Genomic DNA, 23,268 nt, shown 5'->3' with positions numbered 1-23,268 from the left:
AGGCTTATTTAAGCTCCGTCCGGCCTGGTACAAGTCACGTTTCAGACACTCAGGCGACTTTGACCAGATCGGGCTCGAACCCCTCGAACGTCATCTGGTCGGCATATCTGAAGGTCAGGTCGACCGCCGGCTGGTCATGCACCGTCCAGGTGATAACAGGCATTTTCAGCCTTTCGCGCACGAAGCTGACGAATGGGTTCGGCAGGTCGCCGGCGGCGTAGGAGGTGAAGGCGATGTCGTGCGCCAGCATGGCGAAATGCGCCTCGATCAGCCCGACGTCCTTGCCGTAGGCGGTGAGACCCCCGGGGATACCCGGCGCGTCTTTCGGAAAATCGCGGACCAGCCAGTGGTCGAACGACATGATCGCCGCTTTGCCCTTGTAGCGCTTGAGCATCTTGCCGACGCTTGCCACCAGGCCTTCGTCATAGCCGGGCGTGCCTTTCAACTCGACCACCAATGGCACGCGGCCGTCGACCAGGTGAAGCGCTTCCTGCAGCGTCGGCACATGGTCCGCCGTGCCACCGACCCTGAGCGCCGCGAGTTCTGCTGCGGTGCGCTGCCAGACGAAACCATCCTGGCCAGTCAGGCGCTTGAGATCTCCGTCATGGATGATGACAGGAACGCGGTCGGACGACAGGTGGACGTCGCATTCGATGGCATAGCCGCGTTCGGCGGCCGCGGCGAAGGCCGACAGCGTGTTTTCCCAGCGCGTCTTGTTCATGTCGTGGAACCCGCGATGGGCGACGGGCCGGGCGGTCAGCCAGGATAGGTCGGTCATATCAGTCCCCTGGCTCATTCGATTTCGAAGACGGCTTCGATTTCCACTGCGGCATTAAGCGGCAGGCAGGCGGTGCCGACGGCGGAGCGTGCATGCTTGCCACGCTCGCCAAGGGCCGCCACCAGGAAATCGGAGGCGCCGTTGGCAACCAGATGCTGCTCGACGAACTCAGGTGTCGAGGCGACGAAAACGGTGATCTTCACCAGACGGCTAATCTTCTCGAGGTCGCCGAGTGCTGCCTTGGCCTGCGCCAGGATGTTGATCGCGCAGTATTTTGCCGCATCCTTGCCACCTGCGGTATCGAGATCGCGACCTAACAGCCCGCTCGCCTGCAGCTTGCCGTCCTTGAGCGGCAATTGCCCGGCGGTGAACAGCAGATTCCCGGTCCGGCAATAGGGCACGTAGTTGGCGGCGGGCGCGGCGGCGACGGGAAGCGTCACACCCAGATCGCTTAGCCGCTTTTCGATTGTTTCACTCATGGTATTTCCCTATTGCTTGGTGACGCCGCGCCGGCCGGGCCGAAATTGCTATTTTTGCCTCGCTTCCGCCACGACTTTTTTTAAGCTGGACCATCTTTCCCTGCGGCCTGCCATCAGTCGCGACGATCGGAGTACCTCATGCGCGCAACGCGCCTCGCATTCCATGCCGTCCTGTTGTCGGGGGTCTTCTCGATAGGCCCTGCCTTCGCAGCGCCGGCGTTGCAAGCCCACCGCGCCGTCTACGATCTTACCTTGAAAAAAGCGTCCGATCAGTCCGGCATCACAGGCATATCCGGCCGCATGGTCTATGAGTTCAATGGCTCGGCCTGCGAAGGCTATACGGTGAAATTCCGCTTCGTCACCCAGATCGTCACCGCCGACAACACCAGGCTGACCGACCAGCAGACGACCACTTTCGAGGACGCCGAAGGCAAGACATTTTCGTTCGTGACAAAATCCTTCGTCGACCAGAATCTCGACAAAGAGGTCAAGGGCATCGCCACCAAAGAGACCAAGGGCCTGAAGGTCGACATCGACAAGCCTGAAAAGAACAGCGTCGAGCTGGCGACAACCCAATTCCCGACCCAGCATCTGGTCGAGCTGATCGGCAAGGCCGAAAAGGGCGAGAATTTTTACGAAACCAACCTGTTCGACGGTTCCGAAGACGCCAACAAGGTGATGACCACCACCGTCGTGATCGGCAAGAAAACCGATGCCGACAAGGCCGACCCGGAAGCTTCGGCACTGGCAAAGCTCGCCACCGACAAATACTGGCCGGTCGATATCGCCTATTTCGACGACACCAACAAGACGGGCGAAGAGGTGCCGGAATACCGTATCAGCTTCAAGCTGCATGAGAACGGCATCACCCGCGATCTCGTCATGGACTATGGCGACTTCTCGATGACCGGCAAGCTGGTCAACCTGTCGCTGTTCGACCAGACGAAACCCTGTCCCGCCAAATAGTGCCGGGCTAGGCAGTTGATTTACCACGACGCAGCGTGGTCGTAACGATCGACTTGAACGTGCCGCAATCGTCTCTCAACCTCTCCCCGGCGTCCAGGCGCGAGGGGGATCAGCTTGAGCAGGATCGATACATTCGTGGCGCCGCGGCCCAACCCGGCACTGATCAGGGCCATGACATCCGTCAACCGGATCGTCATGCTGCGCGGCATTCCCGGATTTCGGGATATCTTGCCGTTCAATCGCCTGGCCGGTCTGCGCGGCGTCTCAAATGTCCGCCATATCGACTTTCCCCCCGCCGATCTTGAGCGGCTGAAGGCCAGTTGCGGGGCAGGGAAGGCGACCTTCATCACGCCCAATCATCCCGAGTTCTTCACCGACTGGATGATCGACAAGGAAATCGTATCGCAGGTCAGCCCGCTCACGGCCTCATGGGCAACCAATGGTGTCGTCAACGGCCTTGGCCGGCTGATGCAGAAGTTCTGGCTGGCCAACAACCTGATCGCTCAGATTCCCGGCAATAGCGGGGCAGCCAAGGAACACTCCGTCGCTTGGGCCTTGAAGGGCCATGGCGTGCTGCTGCATCCCGAAGGCGGCGTCGGCTGGCATGCCAATGTCGTTGCGCCTTTGCTGCCGGGTGCCGTCGAGATGGGGCTCGAGGCCCTCAAGCGCGGCCGGGCCACGGATCCCGATTTCAAGGTCTGGATCGCGCCAGTCGTCTGGAAGCTCGCCTTCACCGGGAATGTCGAAGCGGCGCTGGCGAAGGAATGCGCTTATGTCGAGAAAAGCCTGAAAATAGAACGGCGTGCGACCGACACGCTCCCGCAGCGCATCCACAATGTCTATTCGGCGCTGCTGGCCCGCGATGAAGCAGCATCGGGCATGCCATCCGACGAAGGCGCAACCTATGCGGAGCGCCAGCAGGCGTTGGTTGCTGAACTCGGCCGCCGACTCGGCGAAAGCATCTCATTCGACGCTGCCATCATCGACACCGCAGAGCTTCTGCGGCGTGCGCGTCGCTGGCAGCGCGAAAACACCGACGATGCGGAACGGCAAAGGCAGGTCCGCGCGCTCGCCGATAGGGTTCAGAGGCTGCAACGCGTCGGACCCTGGGCCTGCGCCAATCCGCGCATCACGCAGGAGGATATCGCCGAACATCTGAAGCGGATCCGCAACGACTATTGTCGAGGTGGGCTGCGCGACACGATGAATCGGTTCGTTCCGCAGCCGGTCGGGCCGCGTTGCGCCCACATCCGGGTGCCGGAGGCACTGGGGTTGCATGAGCATACGGACTCTATCGACGATGCGGTTGCCGAGCTGCACCGTCGCATGCAGGATACAGTCACCAACATTGTGGCCGAGCTTGCAGCCAAGGGCAGCTTCATTTTCTATCCGAATCCATTCTATCGTCCCTGACATCCTGACGGGCCACGTGGCCCGCTGTGGTGGAGGATGGAAGGCAAACAGCAAGCTTCATGGCGGTCTATGTCGACGCAGCGATCTGGAACTGGGCCGGCCATCGCTGGTGCCATCTGTTGGCCGACGACACCGACGAGTTGCATCGCTTTGCCGCCCGGCTCGGCCTCAAGCGCTCATCCTACCAGGGGCCGCCCAAGACATCGGCGCCGCATTATGACATAACCGGCTTCGAGCGCGATCGAGCGGTGCGGCTCGGCGCCATCGAATGCAGCCGCGAAGAGATCGTCGCGGTCTTCCGGCGAGTGCGAGTGCCGAACGGGAAGATAAAGCGCTGACGGCAGGGCGCGGATCGTCGCACGCCGCATCACAAATCCCGCGGCGCTTGCGTTTATCGCGCATCCCCTCTATATGCGCGCTCATTCCACACACGGACTTTGGTGTCTGCCCGGGAGAAATCCGGCTGAAACCTCCGGTGGCGTTCGAGGACAAAGTCCAAAAATGCCTGTGTCCGTGGAGGCTAACCGGAAAGGAACTTTGAATGGCACTGCCTGATTTCAGCATGCGCCAGCTTTTGGAAGCTGGCATTCACTTCGGCCACCAGACCCACCGCTGGAACCCGAAGATGGCGCCCTACATCTATGGCGCCCGCAACAACATCCATATCATCGACCTGTCGCAGACGGTGCCTTTGCTGCACCAGGCGCTTAAGCAGGTTTCCGACACCGTCGCCAAGGGTGGCCGCGTGCTGTTCGTCGGCACCAAGCGCCAGGCGTCCGACATTGTCGCCGATGCTGCGCAGCGTTCGGCTCAGTATTATGTCAACTCGCGTTGGCTCGGTGGCATGCTGACCAACTGGAAGACGATCTCGAATTCGATCCAGCGCCTGCGCAAGCTCGACGAGATGCTGGCCGGCGAGGCGCAAGGGTTGACCAAGAAGGAACGCCTGAACCTCGACCGCGAGCGCGAGAAGCTCGACAAGGCGCTGGGCGGCATCAAGGACATGGGCTCGACGCCCGACCTGATGTTCGTGATCGACACCAACAAGGAAGCGATCGCCATCCTCGAGGCCAAGCGCCTCGGCATCCCGGTCGTCGCCATCATCGATTCGAACTGCGATCCGGACAAGATCGACTTCCCGATCCCCGGCAATGACGACGCGGCCCGCGCCATCCAGCTCTATTGCGATCTGATCGCCAAGGCTGCGATCGACGGCATCGCCCGCCAGCAGGGCGCGCTCGGCGTCGACATCGGCGCTTCGGTCGAAGCTCCGGTCGAACCCGCGCTCGACCCGGCTCCGGCTCCGGCGTCGGAAGCTCCCGAAGCTTGATAATCGAAGGCCGGTTGCGGCCTTCATCTTTCTCATATTCTGGCACGCTAAACAGACGCACCATCGAATACCGATGGTGCGTCGGTGCATTTAAAACAAAGAGGCGACAATGAGCATTTCGGCTGCACAGGTCAAAGAACTCCGCGACTTGACCGGCGCGGGCATGATGGATTGCAAGGCCGCGTTGACCGAGACCAACGGCAACATGGAAGAGGCCGTCGACTGGCTGCGCAAGAAGGGTATCTCCAAGGCCGACAAGAAGGCTGGCCGCACCGCCGCTGAAGGTCTGATCGGCGTCGACAATGGCGTGCGCGAAGCCGCCGTCGTGGAAGTCAATTCCGAGACCGACTTCGTGGCCCGCAACGCCGCGTTTCAGGAAATCGTCGGCAACGTTGCCAAGGTTGCGCTGGCCTATGGCACGACGGAGGCTGTGGCCGCCGCAAAGTATCCAGGTTCCGACAAGTCGGTTGCCGACACCATCAAAGACGCTGTCGGCACCATCGGCGAAAACATGGGCTTCCGCCGCTCGGCCAAGCTCACCGTCCCCCACGGCGCTGTCGCTACCTACGTCCACAACGCGGTTGCCGACGGCCTTGGCAAGCTCGGCGTGCTGGTCGCGATCGAGACCACGGGCAATGAGCATGCAGCCAACGCCTTTGGCCGCCAGGTGGCCATGCATGTTGCCGCCACCAACCCTCTGGCGCTGACCGCAGAGCAGATCGATCCGGCCGCGGTCGAACGCGAGAAGGCGATCTTCTCCGACCAGGCGCGCCAGTCCGGCAAGCCGGAAGCGATCATCGAGAAGATGGTCGAGGGCCGTCTGCGCAAGTTCTACGAGGAAGTCGTGCTCCTGAAGCAGGCCTTCGTGCTCAATCCCGACATCACTGTCGAGAAGGCGCTGAAGGATGCCGAGAAGGACATCGGCGCCCCGGCCAAGATCACCGCCTACCTGCGCTTTGCGCTGGGCGAGGGCATCGAGAAGGAAGAGACCGATTTCGCCGCGGAAGTCGCTGCAGCTGTGAAGAAATAATCCTTACAAATAGCCCCTGAAGGGGCTTCTCAGCTCAGGCAACTCGGCCGGGTGTCCGCAAGGATGCCCGGCCGATTTCTTGTGCGGTGTCGATAAAGGCCCTGAGCTTCGGCGCCATCGACGCCCGGCGCGGGAAATAGAGGAATAGCCCCGGTTCCTCGATCGACGTCTGCGGCAGCACCTGGACGAGGCGGCCCGCGGCAAGATCGGCGCGCGCCAGCGGCTCGAACATATAGGCGAGCCCGACGCCTGCAAGCGCAAGATCGATTGCCGCGAGCGAATCCGTCACGACAACGCTGCCCCGCGTCTCCATGGCGATGTCCTTGCCATCCTCGATCAGATCCCAGCGATAGAGCGCACCGGAGCGGACGAGCCGGTAGCCAATACAATTGTGGTTCGCCAAATCGGCAACGCTGCCGGGACGGCCGTGCCTTCCGATGTAAGCGGGCGAGGCGACGACGACGACGGAGAATGGCGGCGTCAGCCGGACCGCGACCATGTCCTGGGCGATCATCTCGCCAAGCCGGATGCCGGCATCGAAGCCTTCGCCGACGATATCGACCAGGCCTTGGTCAGCGAAGACCTCGACCGTAACCTCCGGATAGCGCTCGGCCATCGCGGCGACCACCGGCGTCACCGCCAATGGCATCGCGATGTTGGAGGCGTTGATCCTGAGCAGGCCAGACGGCCTGCCTTTGACGCTGCGGATGCGGTCCATCCGCTCGGCAATATCCTGGAGGGCCGGAGCCGCCGTTTCTACCAGCGCCTTGCCGGCCTCGGTGAGCGAAACGCTGCGCGTCGTCCGTGCGAACAAAGGCTGGCCAATCCGCTCTTCGACAATGCGCACCGCATGGCTGACTGCCGAAGGGCTCATGCCGAGTTCGGCGGCGGCAAGCGCGAAGCCGCCGCGCCGGGCAACGGCGACCACAACAGGGAGATGGCTGAGCAGATCGCGATCCATTCATGAATGATATCGCATGGTCTTTGCGAACAATGCAATCTTATCGATGCCAAGGTCGCGGTCCACATTCTCGTCAACACATCGGCGATCGGCCGATGGCATCGAGGAGACGAGACATGAATGCGTTAAGACAGGTAACTTTCGCGGCAGGCATGGCGTTGGCGCCGATGGACGCCGGCGGGGCGGAGCCATCAGACTGGCGGGCCCTCGCAGACGAACGCGCGGTCATTCGCATTGCCGATACCATCGACCGGGCCGTCGACGCCCAGGACTGGAAGCTTGCACGCGGCTATTTTGCGGATCGGGTCACCGCCGATTTCAGCAGTCTCTCCGGACAGCCAGCGGCTAACATCGCTTCCGACGACCTGATTGGCGCTTGGGCGGCCAACCTCAAGGGCAGCAAGACAAGCCTGCATCTGCGCACCAATCACCAGGTCGTTCTCAAGGCGGACACGGCGACTGTCCTGTCGAACGGCTATGCCTGGAACCGGATGGAAGGCAATGGCGACCCGCTTTGGGAGGTCTGGGGCACCTATGAGCATCACCTGACGCGTTTCGCAGATGGCTGGAAGGTCGATGGCTTTGCGTTCCGCATGACACACGAGCGCGGCAATCCCTGGGTCAAGACCACTCCGGGCCAGTGACGCGCGGGGTATCTGTCACCAAGCATTGGAAGACGATTATGACCATGACCTACTACACCCTTGGCAACAGTGGCCTCAGGGTCGGCCGGCTGGCGCTGGGCACGATGACTTTCGGCAAGGAATGGGGCTGGGGAGCCGACAGGGATACGGCGCGGGCGATGTTCGACGCCTATGTCGAGGCGGGCGGCAATTTCTTCGACACGGCGGATCTCTACACAGACGGCACGGCCGAAGCCTGGCTTGGCGAATTCATCGCCGAGCGCGGCTTGCGCGACATGGCGGTGATCGCCAGCAAGTTCACCATGAACATGCAGCCCGGCAATCCGAATGCCGGCGGCAATGGCCGCAAGAACATCATGCGGGCCGTCGATGCTTCGCTGAAACGGTTGGGGACCGACTATATCGATCTCTATCTCATGCATGTCTGGGACAGGCTCACCCCGGCCGAGGAGGTCATGCGCACGCTGGACGACCTGGTTCGGATGGGCAAGGTGCGCCATGTCGGCCTTTCCGACGTGCCCGCCTGGTATGCGGGCCGCGCACAGGCGATCGCCGAATTGCGCGGATATGAGCCGGTTTCGGCGTTGCAGCTCGAATATTCATTGGCCGAACGCGCGATCGAGAATGAGTTCGTGCCATTCGGCACGCGCCATGGCGCCGGCATCATGGTGTGGAGCCCGCTGGCTAGCGGACTGCTGAGCGGCAAGTATCGGCCGGCTCAGGCCGGAACCGCGGGCCGCCTCGACGGATTTCGCAACTCGACGCATCCGGGGTTCCAAAAGTTCACGCAACGCAACTGGGCTATCGTGGCCGAACTCGAGAAGGTCGCATCCGAGATCGGCCGCAGCATGCCTCAGGTCGCGCTCAACTGGGTGGCGACGCAGCCGGGGATCGCAACCGTCATCCTCGGTGCGACGACGCTCAGCCAAATGCATGACAATCTTGGCGCGCTGGATTTCGAGATTCCGAAAGCGCATCGCGACCGGCTGGAGAGAGCCAGCAGAACTACAGCGCCGTTTCCCTATTCCTATTTCGGCTCGCAGATACAGGCGCGCGTTACCGGCGGCGCGACAACCGGCGACAAGCCCTCCAACTACGCGTCACCGGTGCTCATCGAAGGAGAGTCGGCCAGCGTGTCCACCAATTGATTGATAGGACAGGAAACCGGCGAATTTGCCGTTTGGGCGCCGCGTGACATCGCGGCGCCCTTCGTGTATCGGAACGCCATTGTTTCGGATGGCGCGCCTGCGCGAGAGCAGCCACCCGGAACGCGCCACATGCAAATGAAGAGGCCCAGATGACGGTGAAGCCCCTCTACCGACGTGTCTTGCTGAAAGCGTCGGGCGAAGCGTTGATGGGCGAGCAGCATTTCGGCATAGACGTGTCAGTGGTGGATCGCATCGCCGGCGACATCGCCGAGGCGCGTGCATTGGGCATCGAGGTCGGCGTCGTCATCGGCGGCGGCAACATCTTTCGCGGCGTGGCCGTTGCCTCCAAGGGCGGCGACCGTGTCACCGGCGACCACATGGGCATGCTTGCCACGGTGATCAACTCGCTGGCGCTGCGCACGTCGTTGAACAAGATCGGCGTCGACGCCGTGGTGCTTTCGGCGATCGCCATGCCCGAACTTTGCGAGAGCTTTTCGCAGCGCCAGGCGACCGCCTACATGAACCAGGGCAAGGTGGTGATCTTTGCCGGCGGCACCGGCAATCCATTCTTCACCACTGATTCGGCCGCGGCCCTTCGCGCCGCTGAAATCGGCGCCGACGCGCTGTTCAAGGGCACTCAGGTCGACGGCGTCTACTCGGCGGACCCGAAGAAGGATCCGAATGCGACGCGTTTCGAGCGCATCAGCCATGGCGAAGTCATAAATCGCGGCCTTTCCATCATGGATACTGCTGCGATTGCACTTGCGCGCGAAAACAACATTCCGATAATCGTCTATTCGATCCACGAAAAAGGTGGTTTCGGCGATATTCTGAGGGGCGGCGGCCGCTGCACCGTCGTCGCGGACGATTGATCGGCGGCCTGACCCGAAAAGGGAAGCCGGTTTTCGAAAGTCCGATTCGAAGACGGCCCGAAGCAGTGAGCCCGCATTAGACGGGTCGAGGAGATAAAGATGAGTGGTGAGTACGACGATCTCAAGCGGCGCATGGATGGGGCTATTGCCGCGTTCAAGCATGATCTGGCCTCGCTGCGGACCGGTCGCGCCTCCAGCAATCTGCTCGATGCGATCCAGGTGCAGGCCTACGGCACCACCATGCCGATCAATCAGGTCGCCAACGTCTCGGTGCCGGAGCCGCGCATGATCTCGGTATCGGTATGGGACAAGTCGATGGTTGGCGCGGTCGACCGCGCGATCCGCGAATCCAATTTGGGGTTCAACCCGATCGTAGACGGCACCAACCTCAGGATTCCACTTCCCGAACTTAACGAACAGCGCCGCAAGGAACTGGTCAAGATCTCGCACACCTACGCCGAGAACGCCCGTGTCGCCGCGCGCCATGTGCGCCGCGACGGCATGGACTTCCTGAAGAAGGCGGAGAAAGACGGCGACATCAGCGAAGACGATCAGCGCAAGCGCTCGGACCAGGTCCAGAAACTTACCGACGAGACGATCAGCACCATCGACCACCTGCTTTCCGATAAGGAAGCTGAAATCATGCAGGTTTAGGGTCATGGCCGCCGGCTGACCCGAAAGCGAGAACATGGCAACGCCCGCGCATGTCGCGATCATCATGGACGGAAACGGACGCTGGGCCAAGGCGCGCGGCATGCCCCGTCTTGCGGGCCACCGTGCCGGTGTCGAGGCGCTGCGCAAGACGGTGCGCGCGGCACCTGGGCTCGGCATTTCCTACCTGACCGTCTATGCTTTCTCGTCGGAGAACTGGTCGCGGCCGAAGTCCGAGGTCAGCGACCTGATGGGCCTCTTGAAAATGTTCATTCGCCGTGACCTTGCTGAACTGCACCAGAGCGGTGTGCGGGTTAGAATCATCGGTGACCGGGCAGGGTTGCAGTCTGATATCAGGGGACTGCTCGACGAGGCCGAAACGCTGACGGCCGCAAACGAATCGCTGACGCTGGTGATCGCCTTCAACTATGGCGGACGAGACGAAATCGTTCGTACGGCACAAAAGCTTGCGGCGGCCGTGGCGCGTGGCGAACTCGACGCCGAGGCGATATCAGCCGAAAGCTTTGCCGGCGCGCTCGATACGCAAGGCATTCCCGACCCGGAACTGGTCATCCGCACCAGCGGCGAGCTCCGGCTGTCGAACTTCCTTCTGTGGCAAGCCGCCTATAGCGAACTCGTCTTCCTGCCTTGCTACTGGCCCGACTTCAGCCGCGAGCACCTTGCGGAAGCTTTGCGTGAGTTTGCTGGCCGCGAACGCCGTTTCGGCGGACTTGGGGGCCATGACGTCGCTTCGCGACCGGCCGCGGGATGAGCAATCTTCAACTGCGTATCGTTTCGGCGATCGTGCTCGCCATCATCACTCTCGGCTTGACCTGGATCGGCGGTTTGCCGTTCCGGCTGCTGTGTGCCGTGATCGTAGCGGCGATCTTCTATGAATGGACCCGCATGTCGCGGCCAACCGGGGCAACGGGCCTTGGTTTCCTGCCGGAAGCACTGCTGGTTGTCTTCATTGGCGCCTTGATTGGCGGTCTGGCCGCCTCCTGGCTGCTGCCGCTTGTGGCGGCCATTGTTGCCGCAACGGCGATAGCCGCCTCGGTTCGCAAGACCGGACAATGGGATGCGAGCGGCCTTGCCTATGCCGCGGTTTCAGGCCTGTCGCTCGCCTTGCTGCGCGATGGCGATCGTTCAGGCCTCATTGCCATCCTGTTCCTGTTCGCTGTCGTCTGGGCCACCGATATCCTTGCCTATTTCGTTGGCCGAGCCATTGGGGGGCCGAAACTGGCGCCCTCTATCTCGCCCGGCAAGACGCGCAGCGGCGCACTCGGCGGCGCTGTCGGCGGCGTCGTCGCCGGGCTGGTCCTCGCCGCAGCTGCCGGTGTCGGCAATCTGGTATTGCTCGGCCTGGTCGCGCTCATGCTGTCGATTGTCTCGCAGGCAGGCGACCTGTTCGAATCCTGGATCAAGCGCCGCCATGGCCGCAAGGATTCGGGGGCGCTCATCCCGGGCCATGGCGGCGTCATGGATCGTGTCGACGGGCTTGTCGCAGCGGCATTCGCCCTATACGTCATCGGCTGGATTTCGGCGAACGCCGATCATCCGGCACAGGGTCTGTTTCCCGTTTGAGCGATGTCATTTCAGGGTCCTTTGCGCGGTGCGCCTTGGATTCGCCCGGATTGGTGTCACAGTCACGGCGCAGTCTGCGCCGTGGAAGAATTTGAGGGTTGTCTTGAACGAGATTCTTCACGCGCTTTTCAGCACAGAAGGCTTTGTCCTCGGCACGCTGGTGCCATTCCTCTTCGTGCTGACCGTAGTCGTGTTCGTCCACGAAATGGGCCATTACCTTGTCGGGCGCTGGTGCGGCATCGGCGTCAGGGCCTTCTCGATCGGCTTCGGCCCGGAACTCTTCGGCTTCAACGACAGCCACGGCACGCGCTGGAAACTGTGTGCGATACCGCTTGGCGGCTATGTAAAATTCGTCGGCGACATGAACGCCACATCGAGCCAGCCCACGTCGGAAGAAATTGAAACGCTGACCGAGGACGAGCGCAGGGTCGCCTTTCACACGCAGCCGATCTGGAAGCGCGCGGCAACGGTGGTGGCCGGACCATTGTTCAACTTCCTGCTGACGATCGTCGTCTTTTCCGTGCTGTTCACCGCCTATGGCCGCTATGTCGCCGAGCCCATGGTGGCCGAGGTGACCGCCGACAGCCCGGCGGCGAAGGCCGGCATCCTTCCCGGCGACCGATTCGTCAGCGTCGACGGCAACAAGGTCGAAACCTTTGGCGACGTCCAGCGCCTGGTCTCGGGCCGTGCCGACGACGCAATCACCTTCGTCATGTTGCGCGACGGCCAGGAGGTCACTGTGACCGCGGCGCCGCGGCTGATGGAACAGGAAGACGCGCTCGGCAACAAGGTCAAGGTCGCCGTGATCGGTGTCGTCAACAACAAGGAACTCGGTCAGCCGAGGCTCATCACCTACACGCCGGTCGGAGCGGTCGCGGCGGCGGTCGAGGAAACCGGTCACGTCATCCAGCGCACGGGCCAGTTCCTGCAGCGCTTTGTTGTAGGGCGCGAAGACAAATGTCAGCTGGGCGGTCCGGTGAAGATCGCCGACATGGCGGGCAGGGCTGCGAAGCTGGGATTCGAATGGCTCGTGCAGCTGGTTGCACTGCTATCCGTTGGCATCGGAATTCTGAACCTTTTGCCGATTCCCCCCCTCGACGGCGGTCACCTCTTGTTCTACGGGGTGGAGGCTGTCATTCGCCGTCCGGTGTCGGAACGGATGATGGAAATGGCCTATCGGGCCGGGTTGCTTCTGGTGCTGTGCTTCATGGGGTTCGTTTTTTGGAACGATCTGTTTGGGTGCTGAAATCATGAAGAAATTTGGCTTCTGCATGGACGATGTTGAGACGCCGTTTACCATGCAAGGGGATATGAGTGACGCGAAAGCCACGCCGCAGGGTTAAGTAAATACAAATTAACCAGAAGCCTTGCGTGTAGGGAAAATCCGGTTAATACGGTAGGGGAAATTACCGCACGTCCGGTTTTCTCGCCGTGGGGACTACGAGAAAAGGTTATTAAGCCCGATGAAGGCAGCATCCAAGTTTCTAAGCGCCGCGTCCGCGGTGACCCTGTCCGCGGCCATGGTCGTGCCAGGCGCGCTCGCAGTGCAGTTCGTTGCCACATCGGCGGCTGAAGCCGCTGTCGTCAGCAGAGTGGAAGTGAGCGGCAACCAGCGTATCGACGCTGAGACCATCCGCAATTACATCACCATCAAGCCGGGCAAGGCTTTCTCCAGTTCCGATATCGACGGTGCGGTCAAGGCACTGTTCGGCACTGGCCTGTTTTCGGACGTGCAGATCAACCAGGTCGGCTCGACGCTGGTGGTCAAGGTCGCCGAGTACCAGGTGGTCAACCAGGTGCTGTTCCAGAACAACAAGAAGCTCAAGGACAATGCACTTGCGGCGGCGGTGCAGCTGAAGCCGCGCGGAACGTTCTCACAGGCGACGCTCGATGCCGACGTGGAATCGGTCAAGGCTGCATACAGGCGCATTGGTCGTGACGATGTGACCGTGACCACGCAGGTCATGCAGCTTGGCGACAATCGCGTAAACGTTGTCTTCAACATCGTTGAAGGCGATCGCACGCAGATCGCGGCGGTCAATTTCGTCGGCAACAGTGCCTATTCCAGCCGCCGCCTGGCGGATATCATCAATACCAAGCGCTCGTCCTGGCTTTCCTTCGTCCTGCGCGACGACGTCTATGACGATGACAAGCTGCGCGCGGACGAGGAGCTGCTGCGCCGCTTCTACTACAATCACGGCTATGCCGACTTCCAGGTCGTGTCTGCTGTCGGCGAGCTCGACAGCGCGACGAACAAGTACACGGTCACCATCACCGTCCAGGAAGGCGACCGCTACACGTTCGGTGACGTCAGCGTCGAGAGCTCAATCCCTGAAGTCGACGGCAAGTCGCTGGAATCGGTGATCGAGACCCATAAGGGTGACGTCTACAACGCCAAGAACGTCGAGGATTCCATCATCGCGCTGACCGAGAAGGTGGCCGGTTCCGGCTATGCCTTCGCGCAGGTAACGCCGCGCGGCGACCGGAATTTCGAGAACCACACCATTTCGGTCGTCTACACGATCGACCAGGGCACCAAGGCCTATATCGAGCGCATCGAGATCCGCGGCAATGATCGCACGCGTGACTATGTCATTCGCCGCGAGTTCGACGTCAGCGAAGGCGACGCCTTCAACCAGGTGCTCATCCAGCGCGCGAAAAAGCGCCTGGAAAACTTGAATTATTTTGAGAAAGTCGACATCTCGACCGTGCCGGGCTCGCAGCCTGACCAGGTCGTTCTGGTGGTCGATGTGGTCGAGAAATCGACCGGCGAGTTCTCGGTGGGCGCTGGTTATTCGACCGGTGGCGACACGGCCGGTCCGTCGGTCGAAGGATCGGTGACCGAGCGCAACTTCCTCGGTCGTGGCCAGTTCATCAAGCTGTCGGCGGGCGGCGGCAAGAATTCACGCGACTACAGCCTGTCCTTCACCGAGCCTTATTTCCTCGGACGGCGCATCGCCGCCGGCTTCGACATCTTCAAGTCGACCAGGGAATACGACAACTACGACAGCGATACCACGGGTGCGACGGTGCGCTTCGGTCTGCCGATCACCGACAGCATCTCGACCCAGTTGGCGTACAACATCTCGCAAGAGAAATATGAGCTGGATGACAGCTGCGATGCAAATGGCGACGGGGTTCCTGATCCCGGTTGCAGTGTTTCCACGGCTATCCTGGACGGCATCGAACAAAGCCCTTGGATCAAGTCGTCGGTCAGCCTCGGGCTGGTCTACAACACCATCGACGATATGAAGAGCCCGCACGAGGGTATCTATGCCACCACGACCGTGGAAGTCGCAGGCCTCGGTGGTGATGCCAAGTTCGTGAAAGTCACGGGCCGCGGCAGCATCTACCAGACGCTGTCGGAGCAGTACGACCTGGTCGGGCTCATTTCAGGTGGCGCTGGCCATGTTGAAGGATACGGCAGCGATGGTCTGCGGATTTTCGATCAGTTCCAGAGCACCGATCGCATGATCCGTGGCTTCGCCTATGGCGGCATCGGTCCTGTCGATACTGCTACGGGCGACCATCTCGGCGGCACGACCTATTTCAATGCGTCGGCAGAGGCCCAGTTCCCGCTCCCGGTCATTCCGGAGAGCTTTGGCTTGCGTGGCGCGGTCTTCGCGGACGCGGCAACGCTCTATGGAAGCAAGGTCGACACCGCTGGCGTCACTCAGGACTCGGTCGGCATGAAGTTGCGTGCCTCGGTCGGCCTCGGCCTGATGTGGGCATCGCCATTCGGTCCGATCCGTATCGACTATGCGATCCCGGTCAAGAAGGAAGCGCGCGACGACGTGCAGGAATTCAACTTCGGCATATCGACCCGCTTCTGATCGGCGGCCAACGATGCTCCCGGGTCCTCAGGGTCCGGGAGAAATGTTCCGACCTAGCTGGATATAGCTTCTGGAATGACCGATCCGGTGTTCTTCGCGCCATCACGCCGGTATACGGCGGGCGAAGTCGCGAATCTGACCGGCTCGGTGCTCGTCGATTCCGGCCACTCCGATATTTCGATCGAAGCGCTCGCGCCGGCCAGCGAGGGCGGCGAGAATGCGCTCGTCTTTGTCGACGGCAAGCGTAATTCCGCGCTGATGCCGTCGCTGCGGGCGGCCGCGGTCCTGTGTCCAGCGGAATTTGCCGGCAAGGCGCCAGCCGGCGTTGCCGTTCTGGTTCATCCGCGTCCGCAACAGGCCTTCGCATTTGTCGGGCGCCTGCTGTTTCCGAGGGCGGCGACGCCAGGGCCGATGACCAGTGAGACCGGCGTCTCGCCGCACGCTCATGTCGATGCGACCGCGCATGTCGAAGCCGGTGCCGTCATCGAGGCCGGCGCGGTTGTCGGGCCAGGTGCTTCGATCGGCAGCGGCACCGTCATCGCCCCAAATGCAGTGATTGGACAATCCTGCCAGATCGGCCGCGACGGCTATGTCGGTCCAGGCGCCAGCATCCAGTATGCCTTGATCGGCAATCGCGTCATCATTCATGGCGGCGCGAGGATAGGCCAGGATGGTTTTGGGTTCGTCGGCGGGGCCAAGGGGCCTGAGCGCGTGCCGCAGATCGGCCGTGTCGTTATCCAGGACGACGTCGAGATCGGCTCCAACACCACCGTCGATCGCGGCGCCATGTCCGATACGATCATCGGCCAGGGCACCAAGATCGACAATCTCGTGCAGATCGCCCATAACGTCCGCATCGGCCGCAATTGCATAATAGCCGGGCTTTCGGGTATTTCGGGTTCTGTGGTGGTGGGTGACAATGTCACCATGGGCGGCGGCGTCGGGCTTGCGGATCACCTGACCATTGGGACAGGGGCCAAGCTTGCCGCCAGAAGTGGATTTATGAGCAATGTCCCTGCAGGCGAGATCTGGGGCGGCTATCCGGCACAGCCGATGGCGGAAGCCATGCGGGAGATAGCCATGCTGCGCAAGCTCGCCAGGACCCGCAAACAGGGCGAGGGAGGCAATGGCTGACATGATCGCGTCGACGACGCTGGAGGCGGTCGACATTATGGGGCTGATGAAGCTCCTGCCGCACCGCTATCCGTTCCTGATGATCGATCGTATCGTCGACATCGATGGCGACGAATCCGCCGTCGGCATCAAGAACGTGACCATAAACGAGCCGCATTTTCAGGGCCATTTCCCTGAGCAGCCGGTCATGCCGGGTGTGCTTATCGTCGAGGCGATGGCGCAGACGGCCGGCGCCATCTGTATCCGCAGCCTGGGTACCGAAAAGCCGTCGCTGGTCTATTTCCTGACCATCGACAACGCCAAATTCCGCAAACCGGTCGTTCCCGGCGACCAGTTGAAGATCCATGTCAAGAAAATCAAGAAACGCGGCAACCTGCTCAAATTCGCTTGTGAAGCCATGGTCGACGGCGCCAAGGCGGCCGAGGCCGAGATTTCAGCCATGATGGTCACCAGCGACTGACGATCGAGTGCTTATGAAAATCAAGACATCCATTCATGCTTTCTCCATTGTCGAGGAAGGCGCCCAAATCGGCCAAGGTGCACGCATCGGGCCGTTCTGCCATGTCGGTGCCGATGTGGTGATCGGCGACGACGTCGAACTGGTCAGTCATGTCTCGGTGATGGGCGCGACGTCGATCGGTGCCTCGACCAAGGTCTATCCGATGGCGACATTGGGCGCACCGCCGCAGAACACCAAGCACAAGGGCGGTCGCACCACCTTGGTCATCGGCAGGAACTGCACGATCCGCGAAGGCGTGACCATGCATCTCGGCACCGATTCCAGCCGCGGCGAGACGACGGTCGGCGACAATGGCAATTTCCTTGCCTACGCACATATCGCCCATGATTGCGTCGTCGGCAACAATGCGACGTTCGCCAATGGCGCAACGCTGGGCGGCCACTGCGAGGTCGGCAACAATGTCTATATCGGCGGCCTGACCGCAGTGCATCAGTTTGTCCGCATCGGCGACAACGCCTTTCTCGGCGGCTGCTCCGCGATCGTCGGCGATGTCATTCCCTTTGCCATCGCGGTCGGTAACCGCGCCAGCCTGCGCGGTCTCAACATCATCGGCCTCAAGCGCTCCGGCCTGCCGAGGTCCGAAATCCTTGTGTTGCGCAAGGCTTACAGGATGATCTTCGATCGTTCCCGCACCGTTGGCGAGAACATCGAGTTCGCCAAGGCGGAGTTCGCGTCGTCGCCGACCGCCATGAAGATCATCGATTTCATCACCAGTCGCGGCAAGCGGCACTATGCTGTGCCGTCGCTCAAGGGCGGCGATGGCGACGATGTCGATGACGAAGACTGAGACAGCGGCTGCGCGTCTTGATCTTCCGCCGGGCTCCAGGGTCGGCATCATTGCCGGCGGCGGCAGTCTGCCGGTCGAAGTCGCGGCCGGTTCGGCTGAACAAGGTTATCCGCCCTTCGTCATCCTGATGGAAGGCGAGGTCGACCGCATCGCGGAACTCTCCCGATACGATCACGAAAACCTCGCTCTGGAAGGTATAGGCTCGCTCGTCCCTTTGCTGCGGCGGCACCGGATCACCCATCTGGTGCTTGCAGGCGAGATCAAGCGCCGGCCGCGATTGCTTGCGCTGCGCCCCAGTCTCAGCCTGATCGCGGTGATTCCTTTGGTCGTCATGGCGCTCGCGCGTGGCGATGATGGTCTTCTAAAGGTCTTGGCACGGGGCCTCGAAGCGCGTGGAGTAAAGGTCGTTGGCGCCCACGAAGTAGTGCCGAATCTTGTCGCCGCCGAAGGCGTGCTGACCAAGGCCGAGCCGCGAAAATTGGACTGGCGCGATATTGAGGCAGGCCTTGCGGCAGCAAAGGCCATCGGGGCGCTGGATGTCGGCCAGGCGGCGATCGCGGTTGGCGGCCGGGCAATCGCGCTGGAAGGCATCGAAGGAACAGCCGGCCTGCTTGATCGTGCGAAGCTGCTGCGCGGCCACGGCCGTATTGCGGGCAAGACCCGCGGCGTCCTCGTCAAGTGCGCCAAGCCCGGTCAGGAACTGCGCGCCGATCTTCCATCCATCGGTCCGCAGACGATCGAGGCAGCGCATGCGGCCGGACTCGCCGGCATTGCCGTCGAGGCGGGACGCTCGCTGATCCTCGAAGGTCCTGAAACCATCGCGCGCGCCAATGCACTCGGCCTGTTCGTCCTTGGCCTGCGTGCCGCCACGGAGCCGCGCAATGGCTGACAGGGCATTGAAGATCGCAATCGTTGCCGGAGAGGAGTCCGGCGACCTGCTCGGTGCCGACATAGTGCGCTCGCTCAGCCAGGCTGTGGGGCGCGAGGTGCAACTCGTCGGCCTCGGCGGCCGTCATTTGCAGGCGCTGGGACTGGTCTCGCCATTCGATGCCGGCGAGATCGCCCTCATGGGGTTCAGCGCCGTTCTGCGCGACCTGCCGCGCCTGATGCGGCGGATCAGCCAACTGGCCAAGACCGTTGCCGACGAAAAGCCGGACTGCATGGTCACCATCGACAGTCCGGACTTTTCGTTGCGCGTCGCCAAAAAGGTGCGTGCGGCCAACCCGTCGATTCCGATCATCCACTATGTCTGCCCGAGCGTGTGGGCGTGGCGGCCGGGCAGGGCGGTGGCGATGAAGCCCTATGTCGACCACATCCTCTGCATCCTGCCGTTCGAGGTCAAGGAGCTCGAGCGGCTCGGCGGGCCACCGGGCACCTATGTCGGGCATCGCCTGACCCACGATGCGGGTTTGCTGGCCGCAGCCAAGGCGCAGGAACTACCGCGCGACCTTTCTCCTGATCGCGTCAAGACCCTGCTCGTCCTGCCCGGTTCGCGGCGTGGCGAGGTACGGCGGCTGCTCGACCCGTTCGGCGAGACGGTGTCGATTCTGCGTGCGCGTGGCCACCGCCTGCGGCTGCTGCTGCCGACCGTTCCGCATGTCGCCGAGCTCGTCAAATTCTCCGTCAACCGCTGGGATGAAAAGCCTGAGATCATCGTCGATCCCCAGCGCAAATGGCAGGCTTTCGGCAAAGCCGATGCGGCGCTGATCGCGTCCGGGACGGTATCGCTGGAGCTGGCGCTGGCCGGAGTGCCGATGATTTCCTGCTACAGGCTCGACCCGGTTGCTCGCGTCTTGGCGCCGTACCTCGTTTCAGTCTGGTCGGCCCTGCTGCCCAATCTGATATCGGATCGAGCGCTTATTCCGGAATTCTACGACGGCTACATCAAGCCGAACAATCTGGCCCGGCAATTGGAAGCCCTGTTCGCCGACAGCGGCATGCGCGCCTGGCAGAAGAATGGATTTGCAGAGATCACGCGGCGCATGGCGACGGATAGACCGTCCGGCGAGATCGCCGCGCAGGTGGTGATACGGTATATCAAGAGAGGGAATAGTCAGTAGGGAGTAGGGAAATTGACCATACCCTACTGCCTACTGCCCGATCCCTACTCCCAATTCACCGCTTGGCGATCGGCACGTAGTCGCGCTCCGGCGCGCCGGTGTAGAGCTGGCGCGGGCGGCCGATCTTCTGGCGCGGATCCTCGATCATCTCTTTCCACTGTGCGATCCAGCCGACGGTGCGGGCGACCGCGAACAGCACGGTGAACATGGTGGTGGGGAAACCCAGCGCCTTCAGCGTAATGCCGGAATAGAAGTCGACATTCGGGTAGAGCTTCTTCTCGATGAAATAGGGATCGGTCAGCGCGATCTTTTCCAGTTCCATGGCGATGTCGAGCAGCGGATCGTCCTTGATGCCGAGCTCGCCCAGAACCTCATGCGCCGTCTTCTGCATGATCTTGGCGCGCGGATCGTAGTTCTTGTAGACGCGGTGGCCAAAGCCCATCAAGCGGAACGGGTCGTTCTTGTCCTTGGCGCGAGCGATGAACTCGGGGATGTGATCGACATGGCCGATCTCGCCAAGCATGTTGAGCGCCGCTTCATTGGCGCCGCCATGCGCTGGGCCCCACAGGCAAGCGATGCCGGCGGCGATGCACGCGAACGGGTTGGCGCCCGACGAGCCGGCGAGACGAACGGTCGAGGTCGAGGCGTTCTGCTCGTGATCGGCGTGCAGAATGAAGATGCGTTCCATGGCGCGCGCCAGCACCGGGTTGATCTTGTATTCCTCGCACGGCACGGCAAAGCACATGTGCAGGAAGTTGGCGGCGAAGTTCAGTTCGTTCTTCGGGTAAATGAAGGGCTGGCCGATGTGGTATTTGTAGGCCATCGCCGCGATCGTTGGCATCTTGGCGATCAGCCGCATGGAGGCAACCATGCGCTGGTAGGGGTCGGAGATGTCGGTGGAGTCGTGGTAGAAGGCCGACAGCGCGCCGACCACGCCGCACATCACCGCCATCGGGTGCGCGTCGCGGCGGAAGCCGGTGAAAAAGCGCGACATCTGCTCATGCACCATGGTGTGGCGCGTCACGCGGTAGTCGAAGTCGTCCTTCTGCGCCTTGGTCGGCAATTCACCGTAGAGCAGGAGATAGCAGACCTCGAGGAAGTCGCCATGTTCGGCCAACTGGTCGATCGGATAGCCGCGGTGGAGGAGGATGCCGGCGTCGCCGTCGATGAAGGTGATTTCGGACTCGCAGCTTGCCGTCGAGGTGAAGCCGGGATCGTAAGTGAAGGCGCCGGTGGTTGAGTAGAGCGAGGCGATGTCGATGACATCAGGCCCGACCGAACCACTTCGCACCTTGAATTCATGGGTCTTGCCGGCGAATGCAATCGTTGCCGTGGCCTCCTGGGTCTTGCCGCCCAAATCCATTTTTTTCGCAGCTTCGGTCATTGCAAACTCCTTCTTGTTTCCTCATGCCGGCAAAGGCAAAATTCTGCAGAGCGACACGTCGAAAATCACCGCAATGCGCGTATTCGCCACCGCATTTCAGGAGGTGCGTGCCAGATTGGGCCAAGGCCTAATGTTGCACTGCGAAACCCGCCTTTCAATGCCAATCTTCTTGGGCCAGTTTGCTCCTAATCGATTTGATCTGAGATGCGCGCCAGGCTTTCCTCGCGGCCGAGCACGGCGAGCACATCGAACACGCCCGGCGAGGTGCTTTTGCCGGTCAACGCAGCGCGCAAAGGCTGGGCCACCGCGCCGAGCTTGTGACTGCCGGCCGCTGCCACCTCGCGTATCGCCGCCTCCGCCGAGGCGGCTGTCCAGTCACTCGCAAGCCCGTTCAAAGCTTCGTGAGCACTGCGCAGGATCTTGCGGGCATCGTCGGTAAGCAGAAGGGCCGCCTTGTCGTCGATCGGCAGGGGGCGCGTGGCGAACAGGAAGGCCGCGCCATCGACGAGCTCGACCAGCGTCTTGGCGCGGTCCTTCAAGCCCGGAAGCGCTGCCAGCAACTGCGCCTTGGTGCTGTCGTTCAGGCGCGCGGCGATCGCCGGGCCACCTTCGAGATAGGGCAGGGTAGCGATGAAGATGTCGAACAGTTGGGCATCGCTCATGCGGCGCATATGCGCGCCGTTGATCGCCTCCAGCTTGGCGAAGTCGAAGCGCGCCGCGCCCTTGTTGACATCGCCGATGTCGAACCACGAGATCATATCCTTGATCGACATGATCTCGTCGTCGCCATGGCTCCAGCCAAGGCGCGCCAGGTAATTGAGCAGCGCCTCCGGCAGGTAGCCCATGGCGCGATAGGCCTCGACGCCAAGCGCGCCGTGCCGCTTCGACAGCTTGGCGCCATCGGCGCCGTGGATCAGCGGGATATGCGACATGGACGGCACGTTCCAGCCCATGGCGTTGTAGATCACGGTCTGGCGAGCGGCGTTGGTCAGATGATCGTCGCCGCGAATGATATGGGTGACTCCCATATCATGATCATCGACGACGACGGCATGCATGTAAGTGGGATTGCCGTCAGAACGCAGGATGATGAAGTCATCGAGATCCTTGTTGGGAAAGCGCACCTCGCCCTGGACACGGTCATGGACGATGGTCTCGCCTTCGGTCGGCGCCTTGATACGAATGGCGCCCTTGACGCCTGCGGGCGCCTCAGAGGGGTCGCGGTCGCGCCAGCGGCCGTCATAGCGGGGCGGCAGCCCCTTGGCTCTGGCAGCCTCGCGCATGGCCTCCAGTTCGGCCGGCGTGGCATAGCAATAATACGCCTTGCCCTTGCGCACGAGCTCCTCAGCCACCTCGCGGTGGCGCGGCGCACGCTCGAACTGCGACACCGGCTCGCCGTCCCAGCTCAGGCCAAGCCAGGAAAGCCCGTCGAGGATGGCAGCCGTCGCGGCTTCATTGGAGCGTTCGCGGTCGGTGTCCTCGATGCGCAGCAGCATCGTGCCGCCAGTGTGCTTCGCATACAGCCAGTTGAACAGCGCCGTGCGCGCGCCGCCTATGTGCAGATAGCCGGTGGGCGAAGGGGCAAAACGGGTGACGACCTTGTCGGACATGGAACTCTCGGAAACCATCTGAAGCGGGGTGCGGTTGCGCGGGCTTTCGCGCGCCCGGCGTTCATGTAGCATAGGGTGTCGAGG

Annotated in this window: 23 protein-coding genes; 18 read left to right on the top strand and 5 right to left on the bottom strand. The window is 62.0% G+C overall.

The window, feature by feature from the left end; all coding sequences use genetic code 11:
• Positions 1 to 49: 49 nt before the first annotated feature.
• Both AC0L24_RS09480 and AC0L24_RS09475 read right to left on the bottom strand, forming a co-directional pair.
• Positions 50 to 778 carry a glycerophosphodiester phosphodiesterase gene (locus tag AC0L24_RS09480; RefSeq protein WP_127395821.1) on the bottom strand — a complete coding sequence of 243 codons (729 nt, stop codon included), beginning with the start codon at positions 776 to 778 and terminating at the stop codon, positions 50 to 52.
• Between the two features lie 14 nt (positions 779 to 792).
• Positions 793 to 1,257 carry a RidA family protein gene (locus AC0L24_RS09475; protein ID WP_027036670.1) on the bottom strand — a complete coding sequence of 155 codons (465 nt, stop codon included), beginning with the start codon at positions 1,255 to 1,257 and terminating at the stop codon, positions 793 to 795.
• A 138-nt stretch (positions 1,258 to 1,395) separates the two neighbouring features.
• Here AC0L24_RS09475 and AC0L24_RS09470 point away from each other — a divergent pair, with 138 nt between their 5' ends.
• The 5 genes from AC0L24_RS09470 (at position 1,396) to tsf (ending at position 5,996) form a co-directional block, all read left to right on the top strand.
• Positions 1,396 to 2,223: a cell envelope integrity EipB family protein gene (locus AC0L24_RS09470; RefSeq protein WP_473563667.1), complete on the top strand. Its 828-nt coding sequence runs from the start codon at positions 1,396 to 1,398 to the stop codon at positions 2,221 to 2,223.
• A gap of 114 nt (positions 2,224 to 2,337) precedes the next feature.
• Positions 2,338 to 3,636 (top strand): lysophospholipid acyltransferase family protein, encoded by a 1,299-nt coding sequence (locus AC0L24_RS09465; RefSeq protein WP_127810468.1) that lies wholly within the window; start codon positions 2,338 to 2,340, stop codon positions 3,634 to 3,636.
• Between the two features lie 59 nt (positions 3,637 to 3,695).
• On the top strand, positions 3,696 to 3,974 hold the full coding sequence (locus AC0L24_RS09460; RefSeq protein WP_127395824.1) for a DUF4031 domain-containing protein: 279 nt from the start codon (positions 3,696 to 3,698) through the stop codon (positions 3,972 to 3,974).
• Positions 3,975 to 4,177: 203 nt separating this feature from the next.
• Positions 4,178 to 4,966 (top strand): 30S ribosomal protein S2, encoded by a 789-nt coding sequence (rpsB, locus tag AC0L24_RS09455; RefSeq protein WP_023812937.1) that lies wholly within the window; start codon positions 4,178 to 4,180, stop codon positions 4,964 to 4,966.
• Between the two features lie 109 nt (positions 4,967 to 5,075).
• Positions 5,076 to 5,996, top strand: coding sequence for a translation elongation factor Ts (tsf, locus tag AC0L24_RS09450; protein ID WP_127321483.1), 921 nt, complete (start codon positions 5,076 to 5,078; stop codon positions 5,994 to 5,996).
• Between the two features lie 34 nt (positions 5,997 to 6,030).
• Here tsf and AC0L24_RS09445 read toward each other — a convergent pair whose 3' ends face one another.
• Positions 6,031 to 6,957 (bottom strand): LysR family transcriptional regulator, encoded by a 927-nt coding sequence (locus tag AC0L24_RS09445; protein WP_127810467.1) that lies wholly within the window; start codon positions 6,955 to 6,957, stop codon positions 6,031 to 6,033.
• Between the two features lie 116 nt (positions 6,958 to 7,073).
• On the opposite strand from AC0L24_RS09445, the gene AC0L24_RS09440 reads away from it, so the two are divergent.
• From AC0L24_RS09440 to lpxB, 13 genes are all read left to right on the top strand, one after another.
• Positions 7,074 to 7,601 (top strand): nuclear transport factor 2 family protein, encoded by a 528-nt coding sequence (locus AC0L24_RS09440; RefSeq protein WP_127810466.1) that lies wholly within the window; start codon positions 7,074 to 7,076, stop codon positions 7,599 to 7,601.
• 38 nt (positions 7,602 to 7,639) lie between these two features.
• The gene (locus AC0L24_RS09435) at positions 7,640 to 8,749 is read left to right on the top strand and encodes an aldo/keto reductase (protein ID WP_127810465.1); all 1,110 of its coding nucleotides are present in this window, start codon (positions 7,640 to 7,642) and stop codon (positions 8,747 to 8,749) included.
• 149 nt (positions 8,750 to 8,898) lie between these two features.
• Positions 8,899 to 9,621, top strand: a complete 723-nt coding sequence (pyrH, locus tag AC0L24_RS09430) for a UMP kinase (protein WP_013531760.1) — start codon at positions 8,899 to 8,901, stop codon at positions 9,619 to 9,621.
• 99 nt (positions 9,622 to 9,720) lie between these two features.
• On the top strand, positions 9,721 to 10,275 hold the full coding sequence (gene frr / locus AC0L24_RS09425; RefSeq protein ID WP_013531759.1) for a ribosome recycling factor: 555 nt from the start codon (positions 9,721 to 9,723) through the stop codon (positions 10,273 to 10,275).
• Between the two features lie 34 nt (positions 10,276 to 10,309).
• Positions 10,310 to 11,044 carry an isoprenyl transferase gene (locus AC0L24_RS09420; RefSeq protein ID WP_127327351.1) on the top strand — a complete coding sequence of 245 codons (735 nt, stop codon included), beginning with the start codon at positions 10,310 to 10,312 and terminating at the stop codon, positions 11,042 to 11,044.
• Positions 11,041 to 11,856 carry a phosphatidate cytidylyltransferase gene (locus AC0L24_RS09415; protein WP_127810463.1) on the top strand — a complete coding sequence of 272 codons (816 nt, stop codon included), beginning with the start codon at positions 11,041 to 11,043 and terminating at the stop codon, positions 11,854 to 11,856. Before AC0L24_RS09420 ends, AC0L24_RS09415 begins: the two co-directional genes overlap by 4 nt.
• A gap of 103 nt (positions 11,857 to 11,959) precedes the next feature.
• Positions 11,960 to 13,102: an RIP metalloprotease RseP gene (rseP, locus tag AC0L24_RS09410; protein ID WP_127810462.1), complete on the top strand. Its 1,143-nt coding sequence runs from the start codon at positions 11,960 to 11,962 to the stop codon at positions 13,100 to 13,102.
• Positions 13,103 to 13,319: 217 nt separating this feature from the next.
• Complete coding sequence (gene bamA / locus AC0L24_RS09405; protein WP_127268628.1) at positions 13,320 to 15,689, top strand: outer membrane protein assembly factor BamA; 2,370 nt, start codon at positions 13,320 to 13,322, stop codon at positions 15,687 to 15,689.
• 75 nt (positions 15,690 to 15,764) lie between these two features.
• Positions 15,765 to 16,823: a UDP-3-O-(3-hydroxymyristoyl)glucosamine N-acyltransferase gene (gene lpxD / locus AC0L24_RS09400; RefSeq protein ID WP_127810461.1), complete on the top strand. Its 1,059-nt coding sequence runs from the start codon at positions 15,765 to 15,767 to the stop codon at positions 16,821 to 16,823.
• On the top strand, positions 16,816 to 17,283 hold the full coding sequence (gene fabZ, locus AC0L24_RS09395; RefSeq protein ID WP_127268627.1) for a 3-hydroxyacyl-ACP dehydratase FabZ: 468 nt from the start codon (positions 16,816 to 16,818) through the stop codon (positions 17,281 to 17,283). The genes lpxD and fabZ overlap by 8 nt, the downstream gene beginning before the upstream one ends.
• A 13-nt stretch (positions 17,284 to 17,296) precedes the next feature.
• Entirely contained in the window at positions 17,297 to 18,130 is an 834-nt protein-coding gene (lpxA, locus tag AC0L24_RS09390; protein WP_473563666.1) for an acyl-ACP--UDP-N-acetylglucosamine O-acyltransferase, read from the top strand.
• Positions 18,102 to 19,019 carry an LpxI family protein gene (locus tag AC0L24_RS09385; protein ID WP_127810459.1) on the top strand — a complete coding sequence of 306 codons (918 nt, stop codon included), beginning with the start codon at positions 18,102 to 18,104 and terminating at the stop codon, positions 19,017 to 19,019. Before lpxA ends, AC0L24_RS09385 begins: the two co-directional genes overlap by 29 nt.
• A complete protein-coding gene (gene lpxB, locus AC0L24_RS09380) occupies positions 19,012 to 20,190 on the top strand; it encodes a lipid-A-disaccharide synthase (protein ID WP_127810458.1) in 1,179 nt (392 codons plus the stop codon). Before AC0L24_RS09385 ends, lpxB begins: the two co-directional genes overlap by 8 nt.
• A 55-nt stretch (positions 20,191 to 20,245) precedes the next feature.
• On the opposite strand, the gene gltA is transcribed toward lpxB, so the two are convergent.
• Positions 20,246 to 21,574: a citrate synthase gene (gltA, locus tag AC0L24_RS09375; RefSeq protein WP_127810457.1), complete on the bottom strand. Its 1,329-nt coding sequence runs from the start codon at positions 21,572 to 21,574 to the stop codon at positions 20,246 to 20,248.
• A 185-nt stretch (positions 21,575 to 21,759) separates the two neighbouring features.
• Positions 21,760 to 23,184 (bottom strand): glutamate--tRNA ligase, encoded by a 1,425-nt coding sequence (gene gltX / locus AC0L24_RS09370; RefSeq protein ID WP_473563665.1) that lies wholly within the window; start codon positions 23,182 to 23,184, stop codon positions 21,760 to 21,762.
• Between the last annotated feature and the right edge of the window lie 84 nt (positions 23,185 to 23,268).

It is taken from the genome of Mesorhizobium sp. WSM4809, from assembly GCF_055811655.1.
Note: the sequence above shows the minus strand (reverse complement) of the source record. Positions and strands in the feature narration are given on the sequence as shown.

What these genes read in the sequence shown, in the direction of transcription:
- AC0L24_RS09475 (WP_027036670.1), bottom strand. Translation starts at nt 1,257, where the DNA reads ATGAGTGAAACAATCGAAAAGCGGCTAAGCGATCTGGGTGTGACGCTT.
- lpxA (WP_473563666.1), top strand. Translation starts at nt 17,297, where the DNA reads ATGAAAATCAAGACATCCATTCATGCTTTCTCCATTGTCGAGGAAGGC.
- pyrH (WP_013531760.1), top strand. Translation starts at nt 8,899, where the DNA reads ATGACGGTGAAGCCCCTCTACCGACGTGTCTTGCTGAAAGCGTCGGGC.
- lpxB (WP_127810458.1), top strand. Translation starts at nt 19,012, where the DNA reads ATGGCTGACAGGGCATTGAAGATCGCAATCGTTGCCGGAGAGGAGTCC.
- AC0L24_RS09470 (WP_473563667.1), top strand. Translation starts at nt 1,396, where the DNA reads ATGCGCGCAACGCGCCTCGCATTCCATGCCGTCCTGTTGTCGGGGGTC.
- AC0L24_RS09420 (WP_127327351.1), top strand. Translation starts at nt 10,310, where the DNA reads ATGGCAACGCCCGCGCATGTCGCGATCATCATGGACGGAAACGGACGC.
- rpsB (WP_023812937.1), top strand. Translation starts at nt 4,178, where the DNA reads ATGGCACTGCCTGATTTCAGCATGCGCCAGCTTTTGGAAGCTGGCATT.
- gltX (WP_473563665.1), bottom strand. Translation starts at nt 23,184, where the DNA reads ATGTCCGACAAGGTCGTCACCCGTTTTGCCCCTTCGCCCACCGGCTAT.
- frr (WP_013531759.1), top strand. Translation starts at nt 9,721, where the DNA reads ATGAGTGGTGAGTACGACGATCTCAAGCGGCGCATGGATGGGGCTATT.
- AC0L24_RS09415 (WP_127810463.1), top strand. Translation starts at nt 11,041, where the DNA reads ATGAGCAATCTTCAACTGCGTATCGTTTCGGCGATCGTGCTCGCCATC.
- AC0L24_RS09480 (WP_127395821.1), bottom strand. Translation starts at nt 778, where the DNA reads ATGACCGACCTATCCTGGCTGACCGCCCGGCCCGTCGCCCATCGCGGG.
- bamA (WP_127268628.1), top strand. Translation starts at nt 13,320, where the DNA reads ATGAAGGCAGCATCCAAGTTTCTAAGCGCCGCGTCCGCGGTGACCCTG.
- tsf (WP_127321483.1), top strand. Translation starts at nt 5,076, where the DNA reads ATGAGCATTTCGGCTGCACAGGTCAAAGAACTCCGCGACTTGACCGGC.
- fabZ (WP_127268627.1), top strand. Translation starts at nt 16,816, where the DNA reads ATGGCTGACATGATCGCGTCGACGACGCTGGAGGCGGTCGACATTATG.
- gltA (WP_127810457.1), bottom strand. Translation starts at nt 21,574, where the DNA reads ATGACCGAAGCTGCGAAAAAAATGGATTTGGGCGGCAAGACCCAGGAG.
- AC0L24_RS09440 (WP_127810466.1), top strand. Translation starts at nt 7,074, where the DNA reads ATGAATGCGTTAAGACAGGTAACTTTCGCGGCAGGCATGGCGTTGGCG.
- AC0L24_RS09385 (WP_127810459.1), top strand. Translation starts at nt 18,102, where the DNA reads ATGGCGACGATGTCGATGACGAAGACTGAGACAGCGGCTGCGCGTCTT.
- AC0L24_RS09460 (WP_127395824.1), top strand. Translation starts at nt 3,696, where the DNA reads ATGGCGGTCTATGTCGACGCAGCGATCTGGAACTGGGCCGGCCATCGC.
- AC0L24_RS09445 (WP_127810467.1), bottom strand. Translation starts at nt 6,957, where the DNA reads ATGGATCGCGATCTGCTCAGCCATCTCCCTGTTGTGGTCGCCGTTGCC.
- lpxD (WP_127810461.1), top strand. Translation starts at nt 15,765, where the DNA reads ATGACCGATCCGGTGTTCTTCGCGCCATCACGCCGGTATACGGCGGGC.
- AC0L24_RS09435 (WP_127810465.1), top strand. Translation starts at nt 7,640, where the DNA reads ATGACCATGACCTACTACACCCTTGGCAACAGTGGCCTCAGGGTCGGC.